This is a genomic window from Streptomyces sp. NEAU-174 (genome assembly GCF_052665095.1).
On sequence record NZ_JBQTCE010000005.1, the window covers coordinates 524,737 to 544,695 of the forward strand.

Genomic DNA, 19,959 nt, shown 5'->3' on the forward strand with positions numbered 1-19,959 from the left:
CGCGTGCCCCGGGCGTCATGCCTACCTCATCCCAGGCGTGCTCGGGGCACGGCCGTTCCGGTGGTGCTGCTGCTCCGGTGCCACGTGACGGTTCTTACTCTGCGGTCCGTTCGGCGCCGTACCGGTAGTTGCGCCCACTGGTTCTGCCGTCTGGTTCCGCATCGCGGTGGTTGCCTTGACTGCGGCAGCCCACGCACTCTGCACTACATCGTCCGGCAGGGCTGCTCCCCTGGCCGCCGCGTGGGCCCGTAGCGCAGCCAGGAATGGCTCTGCCATCACCTCCCCTGATGCCGGCTCTTTTACCCCACCGCTCTTCGAAGCCGCGAGTTGCTGGGCGGCGGCTTTCGTCTTGTCCGCGAGGTCGTACAACAGAGTGGCTTTGCGCTCCTCCGCCGGGGTCGTCGCGACGGCCCTGGCCAAGTTTCCGCGGTCCTGGAGCCGAGCTGCCTGAGTCTGCAAGAGACGCTGGGTGCTCCTTGCCCTGTCTTCGGCTGAGCCTGGGGACGGCTGGCTGACGCTCGGCGCTGCATCAGGGGACGCAGTGCGGTTTGTCGGCGACGCTGCTGCGATAGCGGACTCGGGCGCCCGTCGCCGCTGCGGTAACGACGGCGCCTCGGGCGCGGCACCTGCCGCCGGATCGTGGACCGGGCTCTCCTGAGCTTCCCAACCGCCTCCGGGGCTACGGACGTAGGCGTAGCCTTCGCCCGCGAGCATTCCCGGAACTTCGTTCCCTCGCCCGGTCAGGTAAAGCTCCATCGCACGGTTGGCTCGCTGGCCGGCCTCTTCCCGGTCCGCCTGTCTCCGGACAACTCGGGTGTTCTCGTGGAAGAGCAGGCTGATCATCTCTCCACGGGTTGGATAGCCTTCGCGCTGCGGCTCACGGGGCAGGGCCGCTCGTACGTCGTTGAACCACTGGCTACGGAAGGGATCATGGGCCGATGCCCAGTGCGAGATCGCCTGCTGCGCCGAGCTGGCTCGGTTCACGGTACGAAGCGCCTCCTGGGGCTCCATCAAGACCGTGCGGTTGCCCCTCGTCGGGGTGCTGATGATCCCCAGTTCCTCCATGCGCTTGAGCAGTGAACCGGATTCCTGGTAGCCGACCCTGAAGCGACGCTGGAGTGTGAGCTGGTTCACCGAGTTGGTCGTGGTCACCAGCTCGACCGCGTTTCGCAGAAGGTCGGCGTCTTCTGCGACCTCGGGCGGGCGCTCGTCCTCTTGAGGATCTTTGGGCCTGTCATCCGCATTCGGCTTTGCCATTGAGGTGGTGCTCGGCGAGTCCGGCGTGGTCTCCGGTGCATCGGTCTCCATACCGTCGGGGTCGTAGTACGTGCCCAGAGGGCTGCGGGCATCTTCCGGCCGGATGCCGCGGAGGTGGGAGACGTGCTCCTCGGCGGCATGGTGCAGGACACGCAGTGCGTTCCATCGCAGGCTGTCACGTCCGCCGTTGCGTGCCAGACGATCCAGCAGCGTCCGAACACCGTGGGCGATCATCTCCACAGTGCGGACCCACAGCATCCGTCCCGTGCCCAGGGTGGCAGCGCTCCCGGCGAGCCGGTACACACCAAGTCGTGCCTTGTCGAATATCTCGCGAGCGGATTCGAAAGCAGACGTGACGCGCTGCCACACCGGGTGCCGCGCGAGGTCGCCGATCCGTTCGGTCACGGCTTTATAGTGCTGCTGGATGGTCGCAAAGCCTCGCGCCATCAAGGTCCGGAGGCGGCCTGGTACCGCATCCTCGCCAGCCTCGGTCTGCTCTCGGTTGGGGAGACGCACGGCAAGCCATTGCCAAGCCCCACGCAGTTGATCAGCCAGGTCGACGCGTTGGCCAGAGGGCAGGAGCCCGGTGAGCCGGTCGGCACGGGTCGTGGCGGCCCGGTGCAATCGCCACACCGCCCGCCAAGCGCTGGAGTCACGTCGGCCGCCACGGTCCAGGCGACGTGCCAGCAGGAACGCTGCGTGCGAGACTGCCCGCGCGGTCCTGGCCTGGATAGCCCGGCTGAGTCCGTGGACGCGAATGTCGCGAACGGTCGTCTCTGCGTACTCTCCAACCGCTGTGCGTACGGCGACTCGCAGGCTTTGTGCAGCCTGACTCACCTGGCGGATCATCTCCCACTCGGGAGTGCCCCAATAGGAGTCGGCCTCCTGCTGTGCCGCGCCCATGGCCGCGTCGAGAGCTGCGGCGTCGGCCGCGTCCTCCGCTTGGTCCGACGCTTGTTCCAGGATCGGTTCGGCACCGATGGACCCAAGGATCAAGGAAAGCTGTCCGCGCAGCTCGGTGTACCTTTCGTCCAACTCGTCATGCCCAGCGCCCCCAGACCGGATTTCCGAGGGCGAGGTCTGCGCCGCCGCTTTGGGGCCTGAGATCATCGCGCGGACGGTCTCGTAGTGAAGATCGAGGTCGTCCTTCCTCCTTTCGGCTGGTGTCCCACCAGTCATGGCCTCTTCGGTGAAGCGCTTCTTCTGCTCTGCGGCTTCGTGACGGAAGGCGTCTTGGATCCTGTCGGTGCCTTGCGGCTCGGGGGAGGGCGACTCCCCCGTACCGGTTGCGGTCCTCGCCACGGGCTCCTCCTCGGGGCTGCTGTCGGCCGACAGGCCGTGATCGGTACCGACGGGCAGGTCGACAGGTCGGTGTGTCTCTTCCTCCCCGCCGGGCGTGGCATCGGCCCCGGTGGTGGCTGTGACGGCTCCAGTCCCCTCGCTGAGTGCGTCGGCCATCTCGTCGAGCTCCTGCCGCCGTTGGACTCCGCCTTCCCCATCCGGCTCCCACTCGCTGCTGCTGTAGACCACCCCGCCGACGACCAGGTCATCGCCAATCACGTCGTGCCAGAAGTCGAAGCCGTCGTCCGGCTCCGCATCGGCCCCGGCAGTGAGATCGGCTTCCTCTGCCTCTTCGGACGCCGACTCGACCGTCACCACGGGGTCCTCTACGTCGCCGTCTCCAGGCGTCGATTCGGCTTCTGCCGTCTCCCCGTCGGGCGCTACACCCTGTACTGCGGACTCTTCCGAGTCCGGCGTCGCCGCGATGGACGCGGCAGGGGTGGCCTCGTTCGTGAGGGCGGCTACAGCCTTCATCAGATCTTGTACCGGTGCGACGCCTTGCAGAGCGCCATTGAGCATCCCTTCGGCCCCCGGCGTTGTACTCAGGCGAGCAGCCTGTGCCCTGGCCTGTGCGATCAGACGCTGAAGAAGCCGCCTGTCCTCAACCGAGGCAAAGCCCAGCTGGCGGTCCAGGGACCTTCCAGCCTCAGTGCTGGCCGATGCCAGCGCTTCGTAACTGGCGATCAGTTCCTGCGGGTCGGTGTCGATCCCGACCGCGACGAGCAGGACAGTGTGCAACCGCTTCCTGATCTGTCCAGCCTCATTCGCGTCGTCGACGCCGGTCTCCTCGCGCAGTTCCCGGGCCTCGTCCAGGAGACGCTGACCGGTCGTGCACGCCGCCCACTCCTCGTATGTGCGGCGCATCATGTCGAGGTCGACCAGGTAGTGGTCCAGCACTCCATACGGTGCGGCAGACTCTGCCGCTGTAGGGACGCCGGGCGGCGTCTGTGCAGTCGGCTTCGGGCCTGCCGGTGCACCCGCTGCTCCGGCTGCCCCGTCCGGCAAGGGCGACCGTCGCTGTTCGGGCTGCCGGGATCGCCCGCCCTGTGCAGAAGCCGGCAGCGTAGTCGGCCCCGCCAGGCGCTCGCTTGTCTCCTGTCGCCCGGCGTTCGGTGTCGGTGGCGCAGCCTCCACCGCCTTCCGCTGCGCCTCCATGCGGGTCTCGGCGAGAGACGGCTGCGCGGGGTCCGGTCCGTCAGCCGGCAGATCAACAAGGTCGGCGAGCGACTGAGGCAGCAGCAGAGGCTGGCATACGTCGTCGAGGCTGTTCTCGCGCCGTGTCCAGGTGTAGGGAACGAACTGGCCTGCCCCAGTTACCAGGTCGCCTTCGATGATGACCTGATCGCCCTGCGCGACAGGGCGCTGCCGTACGACGAACGGCAGATTCTGCGGTGAGACCTGCCAGAAGGCGTCCCCCGGCTTGACCTCACGCAACGGTTTCATCCCCGTGTGCCGCTCAGGCATCACCGCCTGCATCTGCCTCACTCGTTCCAGCGCCGCTTCTTCGGCAGCCCGCACGCGGGCACTTTCCGGGTCAGCAAGCTCGTCGACACTGATGAGGCTGTCACCGGTCTCTTGGGCTGACAGACGGTTCTTGGCCTTCAGGTTCTCGACCCGCCCTGTGAGGTGGGCCTCCAGTGACTCGGTGGTGATCGTCTCTTTCATAAAGCCGAGAAGATCGCGTACTTCCTGGTGAACAGCCGCGTAGCGGCCGTACTCCCCTGTTGCCAAGAAGGCGTCCTTCGTACGCTCCAGGAGATTGCTGGTCCGCCACGTTTCGGTCACCAGCGCACGCCGGAGGGGAGTCAGCGCCGGAGCGATCCAGGCCAGCGCCTTGTTCCAGGTGACCCGCCCTGCCCGAAGCCTCGTGTCGGACACGTCCTTGATCTCGATGTCCAACCCTGCACGGGACGAATAGGCGCTCCCCCGATCGCGGCCTTCCTCATTGCCGGGACCGACCGGCAGCCGGAAGTAGCCGTCTTGTACTTCGGGAAACCTCCTCTTGTCCCGATCCATGTCGAGGATCAGTTGGCCGAAGTCCCAGTTCGAGATCCGGCTGAGTCCGGCGGCGATGTCCCGATCGGTGAGCGGCCCGGGCGGCGTCTTTTGCTGTTCCTGCTCGTTCTCCGCCGCCGAGGTTCCGTCGTGTTCTGTAGCATCTGAGGAACCCTCGGCCTGCCCTGCGTCCTGGGCAGCCTGCTCCTGATGGGTGGTGATCAGCCTGCGTAGGTGTGTGTACTTGTCCAGGACCGTGGCATTAAGGCCCATTTCCGCCATGCGCTCGCGGGCCGTATCGAGTTGGACCTTGACCGGGGCCAGGGCAGCATCTAGGTGGGGGAAGAGTTCGCCGTCGACGCTGGTGCTCCCGGCCAATCCCACCACTTGGTCAAGAGCGTTGCGGACAGCCGTCGGCTTGAGCTTGCGGCTTCGGGCCGTGCGCTCGGATTCGTCGATCGTGCGCAGCACGAGGATCAGGGCCTCGCGGACGAGGGGGTTGTTCAGCTCGGGGAGGCGGTTGTCGGCCGTCAACTGTTCGTCGAGTGCCGCTAGCAGAATCGGATCTCCACCGTTGGGGGCGATCAGGCTGTTGTAGTGCTCGGCCGCCCGGGAGGCGATCCGGCCGATCTGGTTCTGAAGCTGGGTGGCCACCTCCTCAACCAGGGACCGGGTTGCCGTGTCCTGTGCGTCGAACGCGGCCAATGTGTGGTGGAGGTTTGTCTCGTACTGGGCAAAGGGGTGGTCCTGCTCCCAGACGGCACGCGCTTGGTTGTCCCCTACCGCCTGACTGATATCGCGCGCCAGGTTGGGGATGCCGTTCGACGCGCTCCTTCGGGTTCCTGCCTGCGTCCGCTTGCGGATCTTGTCTTCGTCCCATGGCAGTGGGGCCACCTGCGCAGCCTGCGCCGCAGAGGCGAGCTCGGCATCGCTGTGTTCTGCCTCCCCTGAGCCGTCGCCGCCGGTGTCGGCCGAGCGCGGGCCGGCGGCCATGGCCGCATAGTCGGCCGAGACCCGCTCTTCCAGCTCCTTCGGATCACGTGGCAAGGGCTCGTCGGCAGTGAGATCCTCGGCCTGAGAGGTGCCGCCTGTCCGGCCTTCTGCAAGGGACTCGTTGAAAAGGTCGAGGTAAGAGGTCCCGTCGGCGCTGGTCATGTCGCCGAGCGACTGGGCGATTTCCGCCTGCGTGGCGGTGCGGCTCTCGCTTCCTTCGTGGATGATCGCCGTTCTCTCGTCCTCAGTGGCTTCGGCCGCGGTGGGGGTCTTGTTGGTCGGCTCCGGTTCCGGTACCGGTTCGGTTTCGGTCGTCGTCTGCTGTTCTACCTGTGCGGTGATGGCAGTCTGATTGGTGTGCCGGGGACTCATGTCGGCGATGTCGTAGATCCACCCGAGGGAACCGGTCTCCAGTCGTTGCTTGGCACGGGTGAGGGCCACGTATGCCAATCGCAGTTCCTCCGCCGACGGCAAGTCGAGTTCGCCGGTTTCGGTGTTCTCCTTGGGTTGGGGAAAGTCGGCGCCGATGCGCACGAGATCCCATTCACGGCCCTTGGCCTTGTGAGCGGTGGAGACCACCAGCTCTGGACGGGTCTCCTCATCTCGCGCGTCTTCCGGCACCAGGTCCCCGATCATGCCGAGAAGACCTTCTGGGCTGTAGCGGTCGACGAGCCGGACGAACATCTGCAACGTCTTGGCTTCCTCGTCGGTCTCCGCGTACTCCCGGACTTCACGCCACGTCTCGAAGTTCGCGAGTTCCGGGTGCTTCGTACGACGGCCTCGGAGTAGGTCCTGTGCGGCCTTGGCGATGTCTTCGATGTCGCGGCCGCCGCCGACCAGTGCCACCCTCTTGCCTGCCTCGAACCCGGCGAACACGGCGGAGATCGCCCCGACATTGGTCCGGCACAGGACGGCGTCGGGTTCTTCCACCGGGCCCAGGGCGGTGTCCCGGTTCGGGTTGCCCTCCAGCAGCAGGTCCGATCCGAGCATCTTGAGGTAGGCGTTGCCGACCTCGGCCACTTCGGGGCCAAACCGCCAGGACTGCGTCAGCGGGAGCACGATGTCCGCCGGCCAGCCCTTGAGGGCGTCGATTGCTCCGCGGAACTCATAGATCTGTTGGTTGGAGTCGCCAACCACGATGGTCTGGGCGCTCTGGTCCTGGATCACCTTCTTAAGGACGGCGTTGATGTCCTGAGCCTCGTCGAAGAGAATCACGTCATAGTTCAGCCGGGGGTTGGTGAGCGCCCACAGTTTGAGGTAGTCGTCGTGCGAGAAGAACAGCTTGTCGCTGTTGGGATCCTTAATGTCTGCCCAGGCACGGCGGGCGACGTCTAACAGGGCTGCGGCGGCGGGGCTGTTCGCCCACTTTTCGCCGAGATGCTGGGGGGCGAGTTCCGCGTCCGCGCTTTCCCGAAATCGGCGTATCGCGCCCGTGACCACCCGGGCGACGTCCTCCGCACCCATGTGTTGAGTCTGGCCCTTGACCCGCGCCACGACGAAGGGCTCGGTGATACCCAGCGCGGCGGCCACGTCCTTGGGGCGGCGCGCGCCTCCGTTGCGGCCAGCTGTCTCGATCTTCTTCCGTAATGGGGTGTTCTGCATGGCGGTTCGGGCAAAGCTATGACTGGTCCTCGCGGTGACGTTGTTGGGGAACTTCCGCTTGGCCTCGGCTGCGATGCTGCTGTTGAACGCGACGTATGCGAACCGCTGCTCCGGAGTCCGCCGCGTGAGCATCTGTAAGGTGGAGGTCTTACCGGTCCCGGCGAGGGCCTGGACCACAATGTCCTGGCCCGCCATGAAGGCGTCGATGATCCTCTGCTGCTGTTCGGTGGGCGGGAGTTCCTTGTAGGGGGCTGGAGCAGCGGCTGCTTCTTGAGCGTCCTTGGCCGCGAGGAAGGCCCTGACCTCGTCGAGGACTCGCTCACGGTTGGCGGCCCGACCTTGGTAACGCCACCGGCCGCCCCGGAACGCGAAGTTCCTGTTCTTCTTCAGCAGCTCACGAAGATCTCTCTCCTGCGTCCAAAAATCACCGCCTGTGCCCGTGACGAAAGTGGCGCCGCTTTCCATGATGATCTTGATGCGGCTGGTCCACGGGCCTTGCGTCGGCTCCGGCTCGGTAACCGTCACGCTCTCCTCCTGCTGCTGCGGCTTACTGGCCGGTTCTGACGTCGGTGGCGGCTCGGGGGCCTCCTCCTGCCGGGGGCCGATCGCTGCTTGTTGGTCGGCTGCTGTTGTTTCAGCTTGCGGGGCTTCCCCATCCGGAGCGGCTGTGTGAGGCGTAGGGCTTGCAGAGGGGTGCTCCGTCGGCATGCCGGCGCCGATGTGGCCGACGATGAGTCGACCGGCGAGTCCGTCGAACTGCTGTCGCAGCGCGTCACCCTGTTCGGGTGCCTGTGTGGGCTCCGCAGCCTGACGTGGGGCTTGGCGCTCGGTGCGGGCCGTTGATGCGGCGTCTGTGCTGTCGGTCGCCGAGGTTCCCAAGGGCAGCGCAAGTCGGGCTCGATGTGCGGGGAGCGTGGCGAGCTGCTCCACTTCGGGCCACGGAATGGGGGCGGCGAGAGGCAGCACCCGTGCGTCGGCCATGGCCAACAGGTCTGCGGGGAGCCACCGGCCATTGAGACTGGTGGATATCAGCGCGTTGGCCGGGACGATCTGCGCTCCGCGCACGATCGGGCCATCGCCGGTGTCGGGGGCTACCTCGACGGCCTGAAGGAGCAGAAGGACATCGCGGACCTGGCCATCGGGGAGATTCAGTGTCGTCACAACAGCTAGCCGGGCATCGTCCTCACGCCGCGGTTCGGGGCGATGTGGCAGGAACTGGAGGTGTTCCTCTGCCAGCGGTGTGCCCATCGGGTCACTGCTGGCGGAGGGAGCATGGGCCTCGGCCGGCGCTGCTGCGGCTGTCTGCGCGTCAGCGCCATCGAGTGTGTCGAACAGCACGTTCTGCTCAGCGCTGAGGGCGGCGGGTTGGTCGAACTGCGGCTGTGTCGATGCGTCTGGTGTCTCGTTTTGCGGGGCTGCGGCGATGGACTGGTTGGAGGCATGCCCTGCTGCCGCGGATAGCTCCGCGTACACCTGCTCGAACACTTCGGCAGCGCCAGTGTCCTCGGCGTCCGGCCCGCTGTCGCGGTACCAGTCCTGGAAGCGTCCTTCCGTACCGTCGGAGTCGGGGATGTTCCGGACCCGCAGCCATTCGCGGAAGCGCGGGCGCATCTCCTCTTTGGATGCGCCCTCGAATATCGACTGCACATAGGGGTCCGCCAAGGCAACTTGTACAGCCCGCTCGCGGGCAATCCCGTGCGTCCGGGCCAGGTTCTCGTTGATCATTGCCTCGACTTCGGCGCGTTTTTGAGCCCGCTCGGTCGGGGACGGCCGTTCGTCATCGTTCGCCTGCTGCGGCTCATGTTCCTGCTGCCGCTGCTGCTTGCTCTCCGCTCGCTCGTCGGCGATCCGGTGTGTGAGCGTGAGTCGGACGATGTGGTGTTCAGTCGCTTCGCTCAGTCGTGTCAGCAGGGCCTCGGCCTCGTAGGGCACCGCCGTCTGGTCCAGGATGTGTGCGAGTGCGCTGGTGGCGATGACAGCTTGGCGGTACGCATCGATGGTCGCGGGCAGCGGCAACTCACCTCGGATGCTTGCGTCACCCGCTACCTCGGCGGTTTTCCACCGGTCCCAGAAGGTGCCGCGGATTGTGTAGCGGTCTTCCTCGGCTCCGGCGAGGAGCCGAGAGTCAGCAGGTACCGCAACGATCTCTCGGGGATGCACACGCGTATTCGGGTCGGCCCGGTAGTAGCCGTCGCCATGGTCTCGGCCGCTGGTGATCACGACTGTCTTGTAGGACAGTTTCTTGGATTCGAGCCAGCGGGGGTGTCCCTCGCGGATGACGTCACCGACTTTGAGGGCGGCTCCGTCGTTTGTGTACGGCACGAACCCTTCAGGAACCTCGATCTTGCCTGGACCCCGGTACCACGCTTCTACGTCGCCGGACGGTCCCGGCGGCCCATCGGGGCGGTGCCAGGTGGGCAACGCTTGGGCTGCTTGTTGGTACAGGTACTGGAGGTGATCAACAGCTGCCCGCAGTTCCTCGTCGCCGTAGGGACCCGCCGTAAGAGGGTCGACGGCCGGGCCCGGCTCGATCAGGTCGGAAGCAGCCTGGGGCTCATTGGCTCCAGCAGACTCCGGGGCATTCTTCTCGGTCCCAGTGGTGGTTGCCGTGTCGGAAACGGTGGGGGTGACATCCGCTTCGGTACCCGGTGTAGCCGTCTCCGTGCCAGGTGTGGCGAAGAGTTCCTCCCACAGCCCTTCCTGCGCCGCGGTGGCCGTGACGCGCGAGGCCAGGAGCGTGGCGTACTGCGTCACAGTCCGGAAATGTGGCAGCGCGACGGGAGCGCGGTAGCGCTCTTCTTCGAGGTTGTGAGCGAGGGTAAGGGCGGCTTGGGCGAGTGTGGTGCACCGGCTGACGACGTCCTCGGCAGGATGTACGAAGGGGTCGCGGTTGCTGCCCACGGGGCCTTGGCGCAGTTCTTCCATCGCGAGCCAGACGGCGGCGCCGTCCGGACGAGCGTCTCTGCCTCGGGTGATCAGGCGCCGTCCGGCTGGGGTGTCCTGCATGCGCCACAGGGCTGCGGATATCTCCTCGAAGTCCTGGCTGGCCTCCGTTTTGGAGATATACGGTTCCCCTATGGGGATGGTGATCTCTGGCTGTGGCTGCTGAGGCGGCTCGTCGTCCACCTCGTATCGGCGGCCCAGGCGGGTGAGGTCATCGGTTAGCTTCCTCAGGTGTACGTCGCGGTTGGTCAGCAGCAAGCGCCGGGGCAGGTACCAGAAGGTCTGGTCCTTCGAGAGCTTGAAGCCGTGGCGTTCCAGCGCCCCGCGAACTGGAGTGTCGCTCGCCTCGTTAGTCACCCTTCGTACAACGGTGCCGCGGTAGTGGTGCTCGATCTCCAACAGCGCGGCGTCGGAGGCCCGGGCCGCTGACGGCTCCGTCTTGGTAGTCGTCTGCGTACCGTCCGGTCGCATGGCACGGAGCTGGTCCTGGCGTTCCGCCAGCTGACCACGCACTGCGGAGATAGCGTCTGGGTCGAAAACACGGCATGCCGCAGCATGCTCGTAGCACGTCCGCACCAGCCGGGTAAGGACGTTGGCGTCCTCGCGGTTACGGTAGCTGCCCTCCCGAAGGCAGAGCACGAGGGCGTACGCGGCATGGGCCGCCTTCGTCGCGCGCCGGGTGACCTCGTCGAGGGTGCCGTCGTCCGTCTGCGCCCAGTCGGCCGCGTAGAGGGCCTCACGCATCTCTTCCTGAGCGTGACGTTGGTGCGACTGCGGGGCATCTGCTGACGGGTCCGCCATCTCTCGTCGGGCGAGGTCGGCAGCGGTGCCGGTGGCCATCCAGGCGTCCCAGGCGCCTGCCACCGTGCCCGTTCCATCGGTATAGGACCGCTCGGCGCCGTACGGCTCCGAGCGTTCGGCAGCGAGTTGGAAGGAGGCAAGGCTCTGATGATGCTGGTATGCGCGTTGCGCTACATCTCGCAGGACGCTGCGGCTCACTCCTTCGTCGGCTTCTTCAGCCGCCGCCAGGGCGTAAGAGACTACGTTCATCCAGTCTGGCAGAGCGGTGCCGACCGCTGTGTCGCTGGTTTGCCGGATCTCCCACATGGCGCCACGCAGCAGGTCGCTGAATTCGCCGCCGGTGCTGCTGTACACCTGTGGCCAGCGGTCGTACGTCTCGAAGATGATCTGACGCGCGAAGTTCAGGTGGGAGTTATCGGTGTAGGGAGTCGGCCGCTCTTTCAGGGGGTCGTTACGGGCAAGCACGGGCCACGAACCTGTGTCGAGCGCAGACGCATCAAGGAGGACGTCGAAGAGGTCTCGTCCTGTGGCGTGCATGCGGCCGAGGTGCCGCTCGGTGCGCTGGAGGAGTGTGTGGGCCTTCTGGGCAAGGTCGCCGTCGGTCTCGTCGGCGAGGCTGGAGGCAGCCGCTGCGAGGCGGTCGTAGAGCGGGAAGATATCGGCTGGGGAGACTTGCGGCGCAGCGTCGAGGGCGTAGCTCGCTTCGGAGACTTCTGCGACCAGACCCGCGAGGTGTGGCCCCTGGGGGGTGTTCTCCGTACGCTGCTTTGCCACTTCCTGGAACTGCACGACCGTCTCTCGTATGAGTTCCCGGCCGGCGACGAGTTCGCCAGGGTCGGTGTAGAAGCCGAGGAGCACCGAAAGTTTCTGCGCCTGGATGCGAGTGGTGCCCGGTGTCTCCTGATGGACCGGCTTCAAGCTCGTCCGTTGCTCTTCGGACACTTGCAGTGGCGTCCCCGACTCCTCCGGCGCAGCTGGAGCCGGAGCCCCCCGGCCGTCAGCGGAGGCTTCGAAGTCCGCGCCCGGCTGCTGCTCCGTTTGCGCCTCGGTCGAACCTGCGCCGGTCTCGCCTTCTGCCTCGGCCACAAGAAGAGCTTGAATAGCCTTCAGTTCCCGGTCGCGGATGGCCGCCAGGGCATCGAGTGCCAGTCTGCCGTCGATGCGGTAAATCAGTTGCGACGGCGTCAGAGTTTCCAGCTCGGCAGCGGTGAAACTGTCGTGTTCCAGCAGGGACAGCTGATCGAATCCCAGCACCGCTCGGGCCTGGGGTCCGCCGAGGTCGCGCCAGCCGACATACAGCGGGATGCCCCGGATGTGTCCGTACAGAACACGCGCGTCGGTGTCGAGGTTCTGCCTTTCCGGCGGGAGTTCAGCGAACTCCCTTAATGCGTCGAGCAGTTCCTGCCTCATGCGGGTGCCAGCGGCCTCACGGTCGGTGTACGAGCTGCGGCGCCTGTTCATGCGGAAGGTGTCGCCCTCGTCAGTGAGGTACTCGATCGCGCTTTCCAGCGCCCGTACCTCGTGCATGCGTGCTTGAGTTGGGTCATCCTGGGCGCGCTGCTCCGCCAGAACGTCCAGGGTGGCTGCCAGGCGCTGGGCGTACCGGGCGGCGCTGTCCGCCACTTGGATCAGGAGAGCCCGGTCGGCCTCAGAGTCGTACGCGCCCTGTTCGGCCAGGTGACTGTCCGCACGGCGAGCGGCCTGCGCCAGGCCTTCGAACTGCTCCACGACCATGCGCCCGCCCGTAGGGCCTGCGGCGGTGGCGGCCATACGGCTGCGGTGATGCCACGATGCGACGTAGCCCGCAGGGTTGGTGACTCCGAGTTCTTCACCGGCCAGTTCTTCCTGGGCGTCGACCAGCATCGGCAGGGCCGTCTGGGTAGCCGCCCACTGCTCGTAGGCGGCCTCTACCCTGTCCCGCTCGGCGATGGCTTCCTGCTGGCTCCCGAATGGGTGCACTATCTCTGTCCAGCCCGCCCCGGCCATCGCTGCCATGTCCTGGGCGATGAGCTGCTCCAGTAGGGAGTCATCATCTTCGCCCGGCCGGAGTCCCGGGCCGTCATCGCTGTCTTGCATCAACGTGGGTAGCGTGCTGGGGGTGATGTCGAAGCGTGTGCCGTTGGTGGCGGTCAGCGTTAGGCCGTCGTGGGCCTCCTCCACCACAACGCCTTCGGCGAGGAGTTGGGCGATGCCCGCCGCCAGGTCGGCTCCGGTCGCGGGGTCGGTCCTCATGCCGTCGGGGCCCGTCACGGTGTACTCATCGAATAGTGACAGGCCCGGGATGAACTCCAGGGCTTCCTCGTCGTCGAGCGTGATCGGCTCATCTGTTCCGGCCCATTGCAGGAACGTTGTGCTCTGCGGGTCCTCTGTGGTCGCCCGATAGCGGGCGAAATGATCGCGGACGGCCGCGTGCATCTCCCAGGTACGGCTCACTGCCGCATGGCCCTGCTGTTCGCGGTCCCACTGATCAGCGATCGCGCGTGCGGCGTCGGCGAGGGCCTGGCCCGCCTCCCAGTTCACGAAGGTTGCGAAGCCCAGGAGTCGGCTCTGTCGGGTCTGCGAGCTCTCGGAGAACACCTGTCGAGCTGCGCGGGCGAGAGCTTGCCCCTGGGGACTGTCCTCATCGAGACGGGATCCGAACTCCTCGGCCCACGCGCGATAGGTGTCCAAGGTGCTCTGCTCTGCGGCCCAGGATTCGGTCCGGTCGGCGTACGGCTCGGCAGCCCGGCGATGGGGGCCTGCACCAACCGTCACTGGCCGCCCTGCCGCCGGCGGTGGCTCCCGCTCTGCGAGGCTAGGGGAAGGCACCGGCTCGGCAGGGTGCGGTGTGTTCTCTGCCGCGGCAGGAGTATCCGAGGCGGTAGGGGCACGGTCGGCCTGCGCAAGATAGTCCCTGACGCCGTAGATGAGTTCCCGTGTCACCTCCTGGGCGTCGTGCTGGAGATCGTCGTCGGACAAGCTACCCAGTACGTCGAGGTAAGCGCTCGCGGCTTCCAACAGTGCCTGACACTGCTCCAGCGCGCGGAAGTCCGGGGTGCGCCCTTCCGCGGCCGCGGCTTGCCGCTGCTGTCGGATCTCCTCGATGAGGGCATCGCCTGCGGCTTCGACCAGGCTGCGCTGGGAGTCTTCGGCGGAGCTGTTACCGGACCGACTCGCTTCAAAGCGCCATGTGACGAACGTCGGTGCGCCCCTCCAGTCCTGGAACACCTGGATGAGTTCGTCGGCTTCGGCGGCCCCGCTGTCCTGCCGACCGGTGCCGGAGGAGGTTTCGTCCTCGGTCTGGTCATCCCTACCGGCTCCTGCCTGGGTGTCGATCTCTGCTTCGAGCTGAAGCAGGTCCGCTCGTGCTCTACGCAGTTTGTCGGCCTTGGCGAAGGGCTGGTCGACGAGCTTTTGGGCTCGGTCGATCTCCTGTTTGAGTTCGTCGACCACGGCGAGCAGGGTGGCGTGCAGACCATCGAGTTTCTCAGCCTGGTTCTCCATCCGGGTGATCAGGCCGAGGGGTGGCTTGCCGTCGCTGAGCACGGCGTTAACGTCGGAGACGGTGAACGTTGCCTGAGAAACGTCCCTCAAGCCGCGGATGCTGAAGCCGATGTAGTCGTTGAAAGCGTCGATCCGGGCGTGGAACTCCTGACCGCCGAGGGTCGCCATGTGCTCCCAGGAGCTGGCGTCCGCGCCCCGCATCTGCCGGTGCATCAGTGCTAGTTGGGTGCGCAGAGCAGTAGCAGCGTCTTGGCGTTTCGTGACGGTCTTCCCGTTGGGCAGCTCCATCCGGAAGGAGTCACCCTTGGTCTCCGTATATGCTCCCGCCGCCCTTCCAACCAGGTCGGCATTCTCCTGGGCCTTCGCCAGGGTCTCGTCCCCGGTGTCGACCACGTTGCGCAGATGCTGGTTGGTACGCTTCCAGTTCGTGTAGGCCGCTTCCAGCTGGCGTACTTCTTCCTCGGCCTGCATTTTCTTCAACAGCAATGGATTGCCTGTGGCGATGGCCTTGATTTCGCCGAATTCCAGGTAGTCCTTGCCCAGGTCACCATCCAGTGCCTGGTCCTGTTCCTCCAGGTCCCGGCCGGTGCGCACCTGGTCGATGAACCGGGCTTTCCTCTCCACGGTCTGCCACATGAAAGAGTCGAAAGACCCCTCCTTCACCCAGCGGATAACCTGGACTGGGATTTTCTGGTCGAAGTGCTGGTTGAACTGGCGGACGATCCGGCCCTCGCGTTGGGTGACGTCACTTGGCCGCCACGGGCAATCCAGGTGGTGCAGCGCGATCGCCCTGTCCTGGACATTGACGCCGACTCCCATGGTGTCGGTGGAGCCGATTACGACTGCGACTTGTCCCCGTCGGCAGGCGGACCACAGCGCCTCCTTCTCCTCGGCGTTTTTAGCCTCCTGGGAGAAACGGATCTGTCCGGCCGGGATGCCTCGCTCGACGAGTTGATCCTTCAGGTAGTCGTAGGCGATGAACTTCCCGGCTTTGCGATTCTCGTCGGACGGAGTGCCGCGATCCGCGAAGACAAGTTGGAGCGCGCCTGGGAGCGCACTGGGAGCACCTTCACGGTCGGTGTAGGCGCGGTCCTTGTATTCCTGGTAGATCTGGAAGATCCTGTCCGCAGCGGCCTCGATCTTCCCGGGGCCGTCGGGTGTACTTCCGACCATCCGCAAATCCATAGCGGCAAGCCGACCGTCGTTGGAGATCTTGAGCAGGTTGTCTACCGATGCGTCGACTTCTCCAGCCCGCACGACCTCGGCACGGAAGGCAATGTCTTCCATGTACTCGCGGTCAGCGTTTGTCGCAGCGACGACCTCGGTTGTACTGACATGCTTCGGTACCGGCAACTGGATGTCATGCTTCGTCTTGACATCCGCCATCGTCTTCCACAGCACATGGAATGACCGCGAGTTACGGAAGGCGCCGATCCGCTCCTTCATCCGGGGAATTCCCTCGGGTGATATCTCAGGGGACACACGGTCCATGAGATATTGAGCCTGGAAGGAGGAAAATGCATCGATCTCGGCGGCTACCAGCAGGTCCCGACGGAAGTAGTCGAGCATGACGAAGGCCTGCGGCATGGCATTCGGGAAAGGCGTTCCGGTAGATCCTAACGCCACCTTGGGACCATAGGCCTTTTCCATTGTCCGTATCTTTACTTTCAGGTCCTTGGCCTGAGCTGATACGGGAAGGGCGAGTTCGCTGTTGTTGGCGCCGACCTCGCCGTTGGCGAAGTCTTGCACCTCGTCGACGGCGATGAAGTCGATGCCGGTCTGTTCCCAACTGATCCCGCTCGTGGTCTGCTTGACCAGGTTCTTCTCTGCCCTTTGGGTATGGCGCTTGAGATCGCCTTGCATTTTCTTGACGGTGTCTTTGGTCGGGGCTGCACCGCTCGTGCCGCCAAGGGCGGCAACGGTGTCCAGCGCTTCCGAGACGAGCGGATCGCCGCCCGGGTTGAGTTCCGGGGACAGGGCTTCGTCGCTGCCCGTCAGCACCTGGTGAATACGGGCCCGGTATTCAGCAGTCTGGTCAGCGACGAACTGCTCCTGCCCGCGCCCCGACATCGGGATTCGCTTGAACAGGGACTGCGGCAAAATGACCGCGTCCCAGTCACCATTGGCGATCTGGGCGATATAGGCGGCTGCGGTGTCCTTTGTGAACTCGCTGCTGTCGATTGCGAGGACCCTGGCACCCGGATATGCCTTGAGGAAGTCGTTCCGGAAATCGTTGACCGTGGCGTTCTTGACAACGACGCAGGGCTTGTTAACCATTCGCAGACGCTTCATTTCCATCAACGTCATGGCGATGGTCAGCGTCTTTCCGAAACCAACTTCGTAGTCGAAGAAGCTCCCTCCGGGCTCAGAAAGTGCTCGGGCGACGCCAGCCCGCTGGTGCGGGCGCGGTGTGATCACGTCCGAGAGACCCGGGAAGGTGAGGTGGCTCCCGTCGCCTTCGTAAGCGACGTACGAGTTGTAAAGGCGGTTGTAGTCGGCGAGACATTCAACCGAACGTTCAGGGTCCTGCCAGAGCCAGTCCGCGAACAGGCGGTTGATCTCGTCCGACTTGGCGATGGTCTGCTCGGTCTGCTCAGCGGCCCAGCGCTTGGCGTCAAGGATGTCCTGGGCGGCAGCGTCCTCATCAAGCCTGGGCGGATGCACGACGAGAGAGGCCCTGCGCAGCATCCGCTGAGCGAGGTCGATCGCGTTGCGTTTTGGGGTGCCGTACACCTTAGTCGCCGCACGCGACTTGCGCACGTTCGAGGGCGCCTCGACCTCCCAGTCCGCTCCCGAGACACGAGTCACTGTCAGGTAGGTGGTTTGCAGGAGCTGGCGCAGGAACTGCTCATAGAATTTGGGCTTGATCCAGGTGGCACCGAACTGAATGTCTTCGATGTCGCCGGGCTGCTTGTCGGGCGGCAGTACGCGGCGCAGTGCGGCGAGATTACGCTGGAAGGGGTGCTGGCTCCGTGAATCGTCGGAGACCATCTGTAGGACGTTCTCGACCTGCTGGATCTTCTGTCTGACATTGCCGCTCAGATATTCCGCGGCGGGAACGAGGCGCTGGGTGCCCGGCTCGTTGTACACGAGTTCGCCGAGGACATCCCGAGTCTCGTCGAGGGAGTCGATGCCCAGCAGGCTGGCGATCTCGCTAATCTGGACCTTCCCGTAGGTGTTGAGGCTGATGGCCAGCGCGTCCTGCGGGGTGTCCGCGGTGCGCTGCTCCGACTTGGGGCTGCTGACCGCCCGCGTGAAAATCGGGCTCTTCTTTGCGGTGCCCGCTTCCTTGTCATAGATTTCCAGCGCGTACACGCCCGCGGCGTACGGGTCGGTCCGGAAGCACCCGTGGGCCGACCGACGGTCGCGCCGGGTGTCTCGCCGGTTAAGGAAGTCGTAGCTCCCGACGTGCGCGTCGTACCGCTCGTTGAGTTGCTGCCGCAGGGCCGTGGCTCGTTCACCGTCGCCGGAGGACTCGACGCTGAGCAAGGCGACGTAGGTGTCGCGCAGCCTAAGTAGGGAACGCAGTTCCTCCACGGAGTTCTTGAATAGGGGCCGCTCGACGAGTTCACCCCCGACAAGCTGAAGGAAGGTTCCGTCCTCCTGGTCAAGGAGGGTTCCCTCGAATCGGCTAAGTTCCTCACCGAACATCTCCTCGGCGCGGCGCATCCGTTCGGCGCGACGCTCGACTTCTGCCCTCTGGAGTGCGTCAGGGGATGCGCTCATGGTCAGCCCGGACTCGCGGGCCTGCCGGGTAATCGTCGCCAGGGCATCGCTCAGAGCTTCCGGCAAGGGCGTGTCTGCGTCTGGATGGACGGTGATGTCCTTATGGCCGTACTGGGTATTGATCACGCTGATCTTGCCGAGCACGCGTTCGCGGTGCCTGGCGAAGTACCTGTTGACCATGACGTTGGTTTCCGCGTCGACCTGTACCGGGGCCAGTCCCAGCCATTCCGGGACGATGTCGAGGGCTTGGTCGTCGCGTCGCCGCAGGATGAGCAGGTCGCTCACGGCGTTGGTGCCAGCCGCTCTACGGTGAGCGCCAGCGGGCAGCCGTACGGCGCCTACCAGGTCTGCCCTGTCGGCGATCTCCAAACGAGAGGTCTTGCCCATCGAGTCCAGGGTGAAGCGACTGGTAAGGACGGCTACGAGGCCGCCCGGCCGGACCATTTCCAGCGCCTTGACGATGAAGTGGTTGTGGGTGGGCAACCGGAGCGGGTTGTGGACCGGGTCGGTGAGCGCCACCTCGTCAAACGGGACGTTTCCGATAGCGCCGTCGAAGTAGCCCTCGGGGTACCGCGTGTCGACGAAGGATTCCGCGCGGATCTCGGCGTCCGGGTAAAGCGCAGCGGCTATCTCGGCGGTGACCGGGTCGAGCTCGACACCGGTCATCTGCGCTGTATCCGGAGCAAAGGCTAAGAAGTTTCCGCTGCCGCAGCCCGGCTCCAGGAGTCGGCCGTCCTCGAACCCGAGGTCTTTGAGCGCCTGCCAGATCGGCTCGACCAGCGCGGCGTCTGTGAAATGAGCGTTGCGGGTGGTCGCCTCGGCCGCGTACCACTCTTGTTCGCTGAGAAGGCTGCGCAGCTCGCCGCGGAGGCCGGCGAACTCGCGCTTGCGCGGGTCGAAGATCTCCGGAACGGCACCCCAGGAGCTCCACCGCGCGAGCACGGCCTGTTCGGCCGCCGTCGCCGGACGCTGTTCGTCCCGCAGGGTATGAAGGACGCGCAGTGCCGCGATGTTCGCACGGATGCGGGCGACACGGCCCGACGGGCCGAGATCGTTCTGGCCTCGCGGCCGGAAGCGGATGGCACCAGCGGGCGACCCGGCGGTGAGGCGCTCGCGGGCGACGACCATGTCCAGGTGGATGAGGTAGGGCTCGTCGTCCCCGTCCACGTCCTGGACCAGGAGGGCGCCCTCGCTCTCGTCGGACAGCTGGACAAAGACCGCCTCAAGCGGCTCTTCCTCACCGTCCTGCGAGGTCTCTCCGTCGCGGTGCCACACGATGTCACCGGGTGCGAAGTCCGCGGCGCTTTCAGGCACATCGCTGATGGAGCGCTGCTGATCATTCGCCGGGGCGTTCGAGGTATCTGACGAAGCGGCCCTGGCAGGCCTTGGCGTTCCCTCGTCTGTAGGTTCCGAACCACTGAGGATGTCGGCGACGATGCCCTGCTCAGCTGCTGCAAGGGCGCCCGCGTCGGCGGATTCAACAGGGAGTTCGTCGTTGTCCAGCGCCTCCCACAGGCGGTCGAGAAGTTGCTCACCCCACTGCTGGTGAAGCAGCGTCCGTGGTCCGGCGACTTCGTGAACACCCTCGTTCTCGTCGACCCTGACCAGCAGGAACTTTCCGCGCTCGGTGACTGCTGCCTCGGGCCCGTGCGGGCCGATGGCATACAGACGGTACTGCCAAGGGCCGGCATCCGGAGGGGTCGAGGCGCGGTAGACGATCGCTTCGCCTGCCGCGTGTGCGTCAAGTGCGGGGAGTTGACGGGGCGTTTGATACACGGCTGTCCTCCACCACTGCGTCGTGCGGTCGGGCGTGCGAGG

General features: G+C 65.6%; 1 protein-coding gene. It reads right to left on the bottom strand.

Annotated features, from left to right (window positions below; genetic code table 11):
• Positions 1–21: 21 nt before the first annotated feature.
• The gene (locus ACT2CW_RS18030; RefSeq protein ID WP_445517307.1) at positions 22–19,917 is read right to left on the bottom strand and encodes a UvrD-helicase domain-containing protein; all 19,896 of its coding nucleotides are present in this window, start codon (positions 19,915–19,917) and stop codon (positions 22–24) included.
• Positions 19,918–19,959 lie beyond the last annotated feature (42 nt).